Here is a 13,033-nt window from a genome sequence, read left to right as displayed (position 1 = left end):
GTACGTACTCAGCAACTGGTACGTAGAAATCAAATGTACAATCCAAATGGCGGTTTAAATGTACAGGCTTATCATGCTCGCTGGCCTATCCCTCAAGGTTTAATTAATAATGTGCTTTCGGGCCCAAAATACCCTCAAAATATTGGCTATTAAATAATTCATTAATCTAACCTATCAAACCCAAGCTGCCCGGATAACCCGGGCAGCTTTTTAGTTATAATTAAACATTTCTTGAAGGTTTTTAACAAAAATTAGCACTGTTTCATAAGCCATTAACTCAATTTAGTACACGCTTGTATTGCCAATAACCTTAAATGATTATCTGAACCTATCCAACTTTTAATTAACTATTTCTGGTTATCTGTTTCTGCGTGCTTGCTATTCTAATACCAACAAAACCTACCACTATAAACTTAAATTATCGAGAAATGAATTTAAAATGTTTAACTGTTGTACTGGCAACCGCATTTACCAGTAGCCTTAGCCATGCCCAAACAAGCGATATGGCCGTAAAAGAAGACTTTAAACCATCCACCCTTAACCAGCCCACGCAGGAGTATCCTCAAGTAAACTCACAGGGCTATGCACGGTTTAAGATAAAGGCTCCAAAAGCCGATAGCGTAAGAGTTAGTCTTGGGCTGGGTGGCAGAGGCGGCACTAAGCTCGTTAAAGGAGACGACGGATATTTTACGGGAACTACAGAAGGCCCCATGGATGAAGGCTTTCACTATTATCACTTAACTGTTGACGGAGGCGTGTTTAATGACCCTGGTACAGGAAATTATTATGGCTCTACACGTTGGGAAAGCGGCATTGAAATACCTGCTCATGACCAGGACTTTTATGCCCTCAAAGATGTGCCCCACGGTAACGTGCAACAAATACTTTTCCCATCTAAAAGTACAAATACACCCGGCCGCAGGGCGCTGGTTTATACGCCGCCGGGGTATGAAAAAGGCACTACACGCTACCCGGTATTATACCTGCAGCATGGCTGGGGCGAAGATGAAACCGCATGGAGCGTTCAGGGCCATGCCAACCTGATCATGGACAACCTGATAGCAGAAGGCAAAACAAAACCGTTTATAATTGTAATGACCTACGGCATGACCAATAATTTCAAACCGGGTCCTCGTCCGGTTGCTCTTGCTACCCCAGGTGGTGGTGCTCGCCCTGCCGGTGGTTTTGGCGGCTTCCCGAAAGGTATGCTGGATAACGGCTTCGAAACCGTTTTAACAGAAGAGCTTATTCCTTATGTTGATGCTCATTTCCGCACCTATAGCGATAAAGCACACCGTGCAATGGCAGGCCTTTCTATGGGCGGTATGGAAACACACGCCATTACGTTGGCTAAACCTGGTATGTTTGATTACTATGCTTTGTTAAGCGGTGGCACCTATACCCCTACCGAACTTGGTAAAGTAAAACCTAAACTTGTGTTTATGAGTTGTGGCAGCAAAGAAAATCCTACTGGTGTAAATAGTGCTGCGGTTGCATTAAAAGATGCCGGCTATAACGCGGTTTCTTTTGTGTCAGAGAATACAGCACATGAATTTTTAACCTGGCGTCGCAGCTTAAATGAACTTGCGCCTTTGCTATTTAAATAATATTTACAAGATGGAGGTGGTTACTCACCTCCATCTTTATGTTTTTATTTATCCTTATTTACAATATGAAAAAATTAAGTAAATATTTATTACTTATTGGCTTTATGGCAGCAATGGCAACTCATACCTATGCCCAAAACCCACTCATTATGAGCCAGTTTACTGCCGATCCATCTGCTCGCGTTTTTGGCGATAAAGTATATGTATACCCCTCGCATGATATTATGGCTACCAAGGGGCACGGCCGCGCAGGCTGGTTTAACATGGCAGACTATCACGTTTTTTCCTCCCCCAATTTAACAGACTGGACAGATCATGGCGTAATTGTAAGCCAAAATAAAGTAAACTGGGCTGATTCAAGCGCCTATGCCATGTGGGCACCAGATTGTATCGCCCGTAACGGAAAATATTACTTTTATTTTCCGGCTATTGTAAAGCCAAATATTGGGCGTGGGTTTGGCATAGGCGTGGCCATAGCCGATAAACCACAGGGCCCGTTTGTTCCCCAACCCGAACCTATAAAAGGCGCATTGGGCATAGACCCTAACGTTTTTATTGATAAGGATGGGCAGGCATACATTTACTATGCGCAGGGAAATATCTACGCTGCCAAATTGAAGGAAAATATGATGGAGTTGGCTTCGGAGCCAAAAATACTGGGCGACCTTCCCGAAAAAGGCCTGAAAGAAGGCCCGTATTTGTTTGAGCGCAAAGGAATTTATTACCTGACATATCCGCACGTGGAAAACAAAACAGAGCGACTGGAATATGCAATGGCCAGTAACCCGATGGGGCCGTTTAAGTTTGGAGGGGTAATTATGAAGGAATCGCCTAATTGCTGGACAAACCACCAGTCCCTGATCGAATTTAAAGGACAGTGGTACCTATTCTATCACCGTAATGACCTTTCACCAAATTTTGATAAGAACCGCTCCATCAGGGCCGATAGTTTGTTTTTTAATACTGACGGTACCATTCGGGAAGTTATCCCAACCCTACGTGGCGTGGGCGTTACCCGTGCCAATAAGGAGATACAGATAGACCGCTACAGCGACATTAGCAAAGAAGGTGTAACCATTGATTTTATTGACACCGCACAACGCATGAAAGGCTGGAAAACCAACCTTACCGAGAAAGGCGCGTGGGTGCGTTATAACGCGGTTGATTTTGGTGCTAAAAAAGCAAAAACGGTTAATGTTATGGCTACCTCAGAACAAGGTACTGTGATAGAGGTACGGCTCGACAAATTGAACGGCACACTCATCGGTACAATCAAAACAGCAAAAAGTGGCGACTGGAAAATGACCAAATCAAACCTGCTGAAAATCCCTTCAGGCACACATGATCTGTTTGTTGTGCTAAAAGGTGTAAGCCCGGCAAGTATTGACTGGGTAAGGTTTGACTAAATAATGGATTTTGGGTACCATTTGGCCCGGAATTATAATATTGGACGTACATAAATGAATATTTAAGTCCTTTAGTACTATAGAATAAATTTTTAATTTTTGAACCGTATTATTTGTTCTACCCTTTAATAACCATTAACTTCAGTCTTGTATTTAGGCTAAGGCCAGCAATATACTTACCAAAACTTAACGAGGAAAAACATCTATTTACTGTTACGGCATATTGAGAAAAGCAATTTTTAATTCGTTATTATTTGCGTTGCTGGCGCCATCCTTTTTGCAGGGTTATGGGCAGCAAGCGCTTAATTTCACTTCACTAACAACTAAAAATGGCCTTTCTTCTAATGTTGTAAATGCGGTACTTAAAGATAGTTATGGCTGGGTTTGGTTTGCCACCGCAGACGGTTTGAACCGCTTTGACGGCACCAATTTTACCGTATACCGGCACCGCGATGGAGACATAAACAGCTTGCCCATAAATGAAATACTCTCTCTTTATGAAGATAAAACCGGGCGGCTTTGGATAGGGACAGGCGGCGGTGCATTAGTTTATTATGACCGTACGCATGATACATTTCACCAATACAGAGCGGGCGCAGTATGGAAAAAGCTACAAACAGAACCAATTTTAGCCATTAGTGGAGACTACCTGGGCAGGCTATGGGTATCTGGCTTTAGCGGCATACACATTATCGATCTAAAAACCAATACTACAACTAACCCAACCTTTGTTAATTCTAAAGCGCCAACAGTTGCATTCGGTTTTCTTGAAGATAGCAAACAAAGGATGTGGATGGGTACTAATTTGGGTTTATTTTGCTTTAACCTCAAAAGCGGCGAGGTTAAGCAGTATGTACATAATGAACAGGATAAGAAAACCATAGGGCCCGGTATAATAAAAGCCATAGCCGAAGATAATTCGGGCAGGATGTGGTTTGGAACGCATAGCGGGCTTAGTGTGTTACAGCCTGACGAAAAGGGATTTACCAATTTCCCAAACACCCGGGTGCTTGTAATAGCGCCGGATAATGGCTATTTATGGTTGGGTACTGATAGCGGACTGGTTATTTTCAATACCCGGAATTTGAAGAGCGAACGTTATTTACCCCAGTTGAGGAACAACTACAGCCTTTCGGCAAAAGCCATAAGCAGCATATATATTGATAAAAGCAGTGTTTATTGGATAGGTACAAGCAATGGTGGTATAAATAAATTTGACCGCAACCTGGCTTTGTTAAATGTTAAGTTAAATAACCCCTTCGACCCACAAGGCCTGGCGGGGCCCAATGTTAATACTTTTGCAGAGCATCCAAAAGGAGCCATTTTCACAGGCACGGATAACGGCCTGCAGGTTTTTGACAAAACTACAAGCCTTTTCAAAACTATCCGCATTGATGCGCAGCACGAAACTTCGGAAAACCATATCTCCGTACTATCCTTAAAGTACGCTAAAACAGGGAAGCTATGGATAGGTACGTTACAACATGGGCTTTATATACTTGACCAATCTACCGGCAAGTGCGAGCACATTATGAAGGAAAGTGTGGGGAAGCACATTTCACAAAACGATGTTTATTGTATAGAAGAAGACCAAATGGGCCGTATGTGGATTGGCACAAACGGCGGCGGAACAGATATTTACGACCCTAAAACCGGGCAATTTTATAATTACAGCCAGCTTTTTAATACCGGCAGCCTGCACAATAAAACAATTAATAATTTTATACGAACTATAACTCCAATTAATAACGATGAAGTATGGGTTGGTACCTGGGGTGGTGGAATTATTGTTTTTAATATCAATACAGCAAGCATTACACTTTATAACAAAACTGCTAATGCGCTACCTAATAACCTAATCTTATCTGTTTTGCAAGACGAAGCGGGCAAAACCTGGGTGGCAACTAATGGAGGCGGTATTGACGAGTTTGATGCCAAGCATGCCCGGTTTAAGCCATATTTGGAAGACGAGGGGCTTATTAATGATATTGTTTACAAAATCTTACAGAACAAAAACGGGCTTTTTTGGCTAAGTACCAGCAGGGGGATTGTTAGCCTTGATTTACGTACAAGGAAAACGAATATTTATGGCAAACAAAACGGAGTGCAAGATAGCCCCTTTATCCGCGGGGCAGGGTTAGAAACGGCAAACGGAATGTTGTTTTTCGGCGGTCAAGATGGGTTTAATTATTTCGTCCCGCAACAACTTCCCGAGAATAACGAAATTTCTAAAGTAGTTTTAACAGGCCTAAAAGTCGATAATAACCTAATCACAGCAGGCGAAAATTCGCCCATTAAGCAGCAGATCAGTATAGCAAAAAAAATCAATCTGGCCTATCATCAAAATTTTTCCATTAGTTACACAGCTTTAAATTATACTGATGCCCGGCAATACCAGTACTCATACATGCTTAAAGGTTTTGATACCAGGTGGAATTACGTTGGCCGTACGTCTACCGCATATTTTACTAATCTAGACCCGGGCACTTATACATTTTTGGTAAGAGCAAGCAATAGCAAGGGAGTATGGAGCACAGCGCCCACAGCGGTGTCAATTACTGTATTGCCACCGTGGTGGCGTACAGTTTATGCATATATTATCTATATATTAACTGCTGCCACTACCCTTTTCTATATTCGTTACAGAAGCATCAAGAACATTAAAAGAAAACTTGCGATTGAGGTAGAAAAACGTGAAACAAAACGACTCCATGAACTTGATGTAATGAAAATCAATTTCTTAACCAACCTTAGCCACGAGTTTCGCACACCTATTTCTTTAATTATGGCGCCTGTTGAAAAGCTGATGTCACTACCAATTGAAGAAAACATACTCAGGGAGGTTTCAGTTATCAAACGCAATGCGCGCCGTTTGCTTAACCTCGTTAACCAATTACTTGATTTTAGAAAAATGGAGGAGCAAGAACTAAGGCTCAATCTGTCAGATGGTGATTTAGTCGCTTTTATCAGGGATGCGGCTGGTTCCTTTCAGGATATTTCAGAACGCAAAAAAATAACCTTTGAATTTAAAACAAAGGTCGAAAGTATGGAGGCACGTTTCGACGCTGATAAAGTTGAGCGTATAATTTTCAACCTGCTTTCAAACGCGTTTAAATTTACAAATTCGGGCGGTTTGGTAAGTATAACCTTATCACTTGTTTGCCAGGCAGAGGTAAAAAGCCTCCAAATTATCGTATGTGATTCTGGTGTGGGTATACCGAAAAGAGATCAACTCAAAATTTTTGAAAAGTTTTTCCAGCATGATACTCCGGATATAATACTGAACCAGGGAAGCGGCATAGGGTTATCAATCGTTAAAGAGTTTACCGAACTTCATGGTGGCGATGTTACCGTTGTAAGCAAGCCGGGTGTCGGCACATCTTTTACTGTTTTACTGCCAATAATTAATAGCGCCGAACATATGGTGGCAGCACAATTAAGCCCTCAAACTGAGAAAAGCAGTAAATCGGGAAATGTTGTAAAAGTATCTGATAATAAAAAATACAGCATCTTGTTGGTGGAGGATAATGAGGATTTTAAGAACTATTTAAAAGAAAACCTGGAAACAAATTATAAGGTTGCAGAAGCCTCAAATGGAAAAGATGGCTGGCAAAAAGTACTATCCGGCCACCCAGACCTAGTGATAAGCGACGTGAATATGCCAGTGATGGATGGAATAGAGCTATGCAGAAAAATTAAAACCGACAAACGTACAAGTTTTATACCCGTTATATTACTGACAGCTTTGGGCAGGGAAGAAGACCAAATAAAAGGTTTGCAAACAGAAGCAAATGACTACCTCACCAAACCTTTTAGTTTTGAGATATTAAACACCAGGGTTAAGAACCTGATAAACCTTAACCAACGGCTAAAAGTTACGTTTTCTAAACAAATACAGATGATTGTAACTGAAAATGAAGTTCAATCAAACGATGAAAAACTATTAAATGATATTTCAACGTTCATTGAGGAAAGACTGAACGACCCAACGTTTTCTATTGAAGAGCTTAGCAAACATTTGCGCATGAGTCGCAGTTCACTGTACAACAAAATGTTTGAACTCACTGGCCAGCCGCCGATAGATTATGTACGAACGATAAAACTGCAAAAGGCAGCTTTACTACTCGAAAACTCACAATACACTATTCGCGAGGTAGCTTTCATGACCGGTTTTGCCACACCTGGTTATTTTTCAAAAGTATTTAAAGAAAAATATAATCTATCCCCTTCTGATTTTTTGAATATTAAAAAGAGTAAAGCAAAAGAAGCGCATCGTAACGATGCGGCTGTTTAATTTTATTTCAATGTCTCATTACAGATGTGGCTTTTAAACATTTGTTGCATTTTTTTAACAAAAATTCGCATAGGTTCATAAACCATTAGCAGACCTTAGCCTTTAGTATTATACTAAATTATAGTACTCCGATAACCAATTGGCTTTCATTTCTAATATTCATTACCCTTAGCTGCAATTGCTTATGCGATCGATTGTGAATGAGCTATAGTAATGCCTGTGCTTAATTAGAACGGCCAAAAAAAGTGTACTAATACAACCAATTATGATAAACCGATTAACTAATTATTCACCAAAGCTACACGGCAAACTGCTATGTGTGCTTCTTTTGTCTGTATTTACATTTGGTAGTGCATTTTCGCAAGGGATGCCGGCGCAGCCAATTACCTTAGGCCCAGACGACAAAGCAGCATTTGCCCCTGCTCCTGCTGGTTTTGATGTCGCCAGCAATGATATCCCTCATGGAAAAATTGACAGCGTTAATTATTATTCAAATAGTGTGGGTAAACAACGCCGGATGCTGGTTTATACCCCCCCGGGTTATTCGGCAAGCAAAAACTACCCGGTATTATATCTTTTACATGGCATAGGTGGCGATGAGAAAGAGTGGTATTCATTTGGGGCGCCCAATGCAATTCTTGATAACCTGTATGCCCAAAATAAACTTACACCGATGATCGTGGTATTGCCTAACGGCCGGGCGCAGGCTGATGACCGTGCAAGCGGTGGCTATGGTTCGGCACCGGCGTTTGGCTTGTTTGATAAAGATTTGCTGGGTAGTATCATCCCCTTCATTGAATCGCATTATCCTGTTAAGAAAAATCGTTTAAACCGTGCCCTTGCCGGTCTTTCAATGGGTGGAGGGCAGTCTTTAGATTTTGGATTAGCTAACATAGACACTTTTGCCTGGATAGGCGGTTTTTCTTCTGCACCTAACACCTTTGCCCCCGCTAAACTAATGCCCGATCCTGCTAAAGCCAGGCAGCTAAAATTACTTTGGGTTTCATGCGGCGATCAAGACAATTTATTTAACATAAGTAAAGGTGTTCACACTTATTTGAAGGATAACAATGTGCCGCATATCTGGCATGTTGATTCTGGAAAACATGAATGGCCGGTTTGGAAAAATGACCTTTATTTATTCAGCCAGTTGCTATTTAAATAAGGCAAAAAACGAGTTATAACCAAGTTGATTAAAACAGCATAATTAGTAACACGACTACAAAGATATTTATGAGATACACCTGCCTTATTGTACTGGTTATCATCTGTTTGATTAACGAAAAACTTGCTGTTGCCCAAAACAGAAATACACTTCGGTATGATAAGCCGGCAACTAGCTGGAACGAGGCACTACCCATAGGGAATGGCCATATAGCGGCAATGGTATTCGGTACCCCATCCCAAGAAAGGCTGCAATTAAATGAAGGCACTGTTTGGGCAGGCGGCCCTAATAATACAATCGACTCGGCAGCCAGGCCATATGTAGGCCAGGTAAGGCAATTACTGGCCCAGAAAAAACCACTGGAGGCGCAGTTATTGGCCAATAAATACTTAGGCCCAAAAGGCAATAGCGGTATGCCCTACCAAATTGCCGGCAACTTATACATCAATTTTCCAGGGCATGAGAACGTGTCTGATTATTTGCGCGAACTAAATATCGGGGATGCTACCACGTCTGTTAAATACGCGCTCAATGGCGTTAATTATAAGCGTGAATACTTTACATCATTTACCAATAACGTACTGATGGTAAGGCTTACAGCAAATAGGCCCGGTATGATCACCTGCAATATAAAGTTACAAAGCCCGCTTAAAACAGATATAAAAACGGAGCATAATGGTTTGGTGCTATCGGCGCAAACAAGCGATCATGAAGGGCAAAAAGGGAAGGTAAAATTCGACATTATCAGCCGGTTAAAAATTTCACGAGGCTCATTCAAAGTCGATACATCCGGCATTGCTATAAGCAATGCCGATACAGCCGTCATTTATCTGGCTATCGCCACTAATTTTGTGAACTACCACACGCTTACCGCTAATCCTTACACAAAAGCAGAAGATGCGCTTAACTCGGCCTTTACCAAAAGCTTTACAAGTTTATTAAAAAGCCATATCGCTTTCTATCACAAATATTTCGACCGGGTAAAATTGGATCTTGGTACAACTGATGCGGCAAAGAAAACCACTGACTCCCGCATTGCAAATTTTGCCAATGGAGACGATCCGCAGTTAGCCGAACTGTATTTTCAGTTTGGCCGCTACCTGCTCATCTCCAGCTCTCAACCGGGTTCGCAAGCGGCCAATTTGCAGGGTATCTGGAATGGCGACCTAAAAGGCGTATGGGATAGTAAATACACCGTAAACATAAATACGGAAATGAATTACTGGCCAAGTGAAACAACACAATTAACCGAGATGGGTTCACCGCTTTTTAACCTCATCAGCGATGTGGCTGTAACGGGCCAACAAGAGGCAAGGGTAATGTACGGCGCCCGTGGATGGATGCTGCACCACAATACTGATATATGGCGTATAACCGGGGTTGTAGATGGTGCATTTTGGGGCCTGTGGCCAACATCAAATGCCTGGCTTTGCCAGCACTTGTGGGAACATTATCTGTTTACAGGCGATAAACAATTCCTTAAAAAGTATTATCCTATTATGAAAGGCGCTGCGCAATATTTTTTTGATGTGCTGCAAACAGAACCCGAACACCAATGGCTGGTCGTATCGCCGTCGGTATCTCCGGAACATGAATACATAACCGGCAAAACACAGGTATCGGTATCGGCCGGAACTACTATGGATAACCAGTTGGTGTTTGGCTTATTTACCGAAGTTGCAAGGGCGGCCAAAGAGTTGAACATTGACAAAGCATTTGCCGACAGCGCACTCAATTATAGAGACCGCCTGCCCCCCATGCAGATAGGTAAATACAGCCAATTGCAGGAATGGCTGGATGATTTAGATTCACCAACCGACAATCACCGCCATGTTTCGCATTTGTATGGATTATTCCCGGGCAACCAGATCTCGCCTTACCGCAATCCCGAGTTATTCGCGGCAGCAAAAAACGCATTGGTTTACCGGGGTGACGTGTCAACCGGCTGGTCTATGGCGTGGAAAATTAATTTATGGGCGCATTTGCTTGATGGTAATCACGCCTATAAACTCATCACAGATCAGATAGCGCCTGTAAAACGGGGATCTGGGGGTACCTATCCAAATTTATTTGATGCGCATCCCCCTTTCCAGATCGACGGAAATTTTGGCTGTACATCTGGTATTGCCGAAATGTTACTCCAAAGCCATGATGGCGCAATTTACCCGCTCGCAGCACTGCCCAATGCCTGGGCAAGTGGCAGTGTAAAAGGACTGGTGGCACGGGGTGGCTTTAATGTGGATATGGAGTGGAAAAATAACAAGCTTACTAAGCTGGTTATCTACGCTAAACTGGGCGGTAATTGCCGCCTTCGTTTAAACCAACAAGTAAACAACAAACGGTTAACCCTATCTAAGGGGCAAAACGCCAATCATTTCTATTTTACAATGGATGTTAAAAAACCGGTTGTAAACGGTGATAGCAGCAAACTAAATATACAATTGCCAAAAACCTGGCTTTATGATTTTAAAACCATGCCGGGCAAATCATATAGAATTATTTAAACTAAACGTAAAAAGCCCGGCAGCATAATATGCCGGGTTAACTATAAATATGAGAAACCTTTACTACATTTTTTTTACATCTGCCGCATTGCTGTCTCTTTATACCTTTCCGGTTACCGGTCAGTCCAGAAAAGATTCTTCAGCATATTATAACCAGGTTAGTACTTATGTCAATCCAATTTTGCCGGGAGATCATCCAGACCCAACTCTTTTAAAGGTTGGTGACGATTTTTATCATTGCGGCTCCAGCTTTCATTTTAATCCCTACCTGCCTATTTATCATTCTAAAGACCTGGTGCATTGGGAAATCATCAGCCGGGTGGTATTTCCCGGCAATGCAGGCTTCATAACAGACCGGCCTTCGGCAGGGATATGGCAAGGCGCCATCACTTATTTTTATGGTTCTTATTGGATATATTTCTCGGCCAATGGGCAATGGTTCTCTAAAGCGCCATCGCCAAAGGGCCCTTGGACAAAGCCTGTGCAATTGCAAACCAACCCGCAAACAGGGCCATTGGGTTATGACAATTCCATATTTGTGGATGACGATGGCAAGCCTTACATGGTTATCAAAAATGGCCAAAAAGTTAATAGGTTACAAGCATTGGGCAAAGACGGCCAATTGACGGATACGGTTATTAACCTTGACTGGATAAATGCTAAACTGCAATATAGCTGGGCAGAGGGACCCGTAATGTGTAAGCGCAACGGTTACTATTACTATTTCCCGGCGGGAGATGTTTCCGGCGGGCAATATGTTTTGAGCTCATCGGCACTCACCGGCGATTCAACCAAGTGGGTACGTTTGGGCAACTTCTTTAAACCAATTACTGATCCAGATGCGCGTTTCAGGCGCCCAAATCATATTGCCGCACCAGTGCAACTAGCCGATGGCAGTTGGTGGACCATAGGGCAAAGTTATGAAATTGCCGGCCGGGACGATTGGTCGGGCACAGGCCGCCAAACATCACTTTATCCGGTTAGCTGGGAGGGAAACCGCCCCTGGGGAATGGCCCCGGTAAGCACACCAATAAAAACACCGGGCCTTCCACGCTCGGGTATCTCTTGGCGTAGTGTAAATTCTGACAGTTTTAACACCGATTCACTTGGCCTATGGTGGCACTTTTTGAATCGAAAGGCCCCTGCCAATTATTCACTTATCGCCCGTAAAGGTTGGCTAAGGCTTATACCTACCAATGAGCGGACGCATATTTTACAAAAAGAAACCGACCATTATTATGCTGCGGTAACCAAAGTTGACCTTAATGCAGCAGACTCGGCACACAAAGCAGGTCTATACCTTACTAATGGCAATCAGCAAGTTTTTGTTCAATTATACAGTGGTTATAATAACGGCAAAAAGATAGTTTTTAAAATGGACACAGCCGTGCGCGAAATCCCCAACACATTTGGCAATGTTGTTTGGCTAAAATTACAACGTATAGAACATAGCCTTACTGCTTATTGCAGCGCCGACGGAGAGCAGTGGATTTCTTTGGGCGCATCGATAAACTCGGTAGCTTTGGATAAAGTGCAACCTAACTACAACTCGTGGGTTGGCACAAGCATTGGTTTATTTGCCGAAGGCAAGCCTGCCGATTTCGATTTTTTTGTATGCAAAGATGGCTTTACAGCAATGCCTGCACAGGGCTACAGCAATTATTACGGCATCGCCAAAACAAAAAACAGAGGAGAACAAGCAGTTACTAATACATCCTTAAATGGCGGCTGGTTTATGATATCAGGTGTTGACCTGGGCATCGAAAAAAAGGCGTCCAAAGTTGAAATTCTCGCACTCGCGGCAAAAGATAGTAAGATAGAAATATGGCTGGATGATTTAAAAGGCGGCCGTAAAATAGCTACAATCCCAGTTTCAAAAACAGCTGGCAGCAACTGGAAAACATTTACCGCTGATTTAAAGGAAATATCAGGTCATCACGACTTGTTTATTAAGTTCCCTGCAGGTTCAATGCAATCAACCTTTGTAAAAAGTATCCGTTTTACACACTGATATTGAGTTATATAATGATTTATCTAAAAAACTTTAAGTTTAATTG

At 42.4% G+C, this 13,033-nt stretch carries 7 protein-coding genes; all 7 read left to right on the top strand.

Features of this window, described 5'->3' with window-relative positions; all coding sequences use genetic code 11:
- On the top strand, nucleotides 1-153 hold a 153-nt coding region (locus RG47T_RS27045), incomplete at its 5' end, for a hypothetical protein (RefSeq protein ID WP_354525454.1).
- A 275-nt stretch (nucleotides 154-428) separates the two neighbouring features.
- Complete coding sequence (locus tag RG47T_RS06430) at nucleotides 429-1,607, top strand: alpha/beta hydrolase-fold protein (protein ID WP_074488657.1); 1,179 nt, start codon at nucleotides 429-431, stop codon at nucleotides 1,605-1,607.
- Nucleotides 1,608-1,672: 65 nt separating this feature from the next.
- Nucleotides 1,673-3,013 carry a family 43 glycosylhydrolase gene (locus tag RG47T_RS06425; RefSeq protein WP_074493185.1) on the top strand — a complete coding sequence of 447 codons (1,341 nt, stop codon included), beginning with the start codon at nucleotides 1,673-1,675 and terminating at the stop codon, nucleotides 3,011-3,013.
- 223 nt (nucleotides 3,014-3,236) lie between these two features.
- The gene (locus RG47T_RS06420) at nucleotides 3,237-7,307 is read left to right on the top strand and encodes a hybrid sensor histidine kinase/response regulator transcription factor (RefSeq protein WP_074488656.1); all 4,071 of its coding nucleotides are present in this window, start codon (nucleotides 3,237-3,239) and stop codon (nucleotides 7,305-7,307) included.
- A gap of 265 nt (nucleotides 7,308-7,572) precedes the next feature.
- Nucleotides 7,573-8,472, top strand: coding sequence for an alpha/beta hydrolase (locus RG47T_RS06415; protein ID WP_245770787.1), 900 nt, complete (start codon nucleotides 7,573-7,575; stop codon nucleotides 8,470-8,472).
- Nucleotides 8,473-8,540: 68 nt separating this feature from the next.
- The gene (locus tag RG47T_RS06410; protein WP_074488654.1) at nucleotides 8,541-10,976 is read left to right on the top strand and encodes a glycoside hydrolase family 95 protein; all 2,436 of its coding nucleotides are present in this window, start codon (nucleotides 8,541-8,543) and stop codon (nucleotides 10,974-10,976) included.
- A gap of 49 nt (nucleotides 10,977-11,025) precedes the next feature.
- Nucleotides 11,026-12,987: a family 43 glycosylhydrolase gene (locus RG47T_RS06405; RefSeq protein WP_074488653.1), complete on the top strand. Its 1,962-nt coding sequence runs from the start codon at nucleotides 11,026-11,028 to the stop codon at nucleotides 12,985-12,987.
- Nucleotides 12,988-13,033: the final 46 nt, after the last annotated feature.

The organism is Mucilaginibacter polytrichastri (genome assembly GCF_001911425.1).
In the GTDB taxonomy this organism is placed as follows: domain Bacteria; phylum Bacteroidota; class Bacteroidia; order Sphingobacteriales; family Sphingobacteriaceae; genus Mucilaginibacter; species Mucilaginibacter polytrichastri.
Note: the sequence above shows the minus strand (reverse complement) of the source record. Positions and strands in the feature narration are given on the sequence as shown.

Coding starts and splice junctions, on each gene's coding strand:
- RG47T_RS06405 (WP_074488653.1), top strand. CDS start 11,026: ATGAGAAACCTTTACTACATTTTTTTTACATCTGCCGCATTGCTGTCT.
- RG47T_RS06415 (WP_245770787.1), top strand. CDS start 7,573: ATGATAAACCGATTAACTAATTATTCACCAAAGCTACACGGCAAACTG.
- RG47T_RS06410 (WP_074488654.1), top strand. CDS start 8,541: ATGAGATACACCTGCCTTATTGTACTGGTTATCATCTGTTTGATTAAC.
- RG47T_RS06425 (WP_074493185.1), top strand. CDS start 1,673: ATGAAAAAATTAAGTAAATATTTATTACTTATTGGCTTTATGGCAGCA.
- RG47T_RS06430 (WP_074488657.1), top strand. CDS start 429: ATGAATTTAAAATGTTTAACTGTTGTACTGGCAACCGCATTTACCAGT.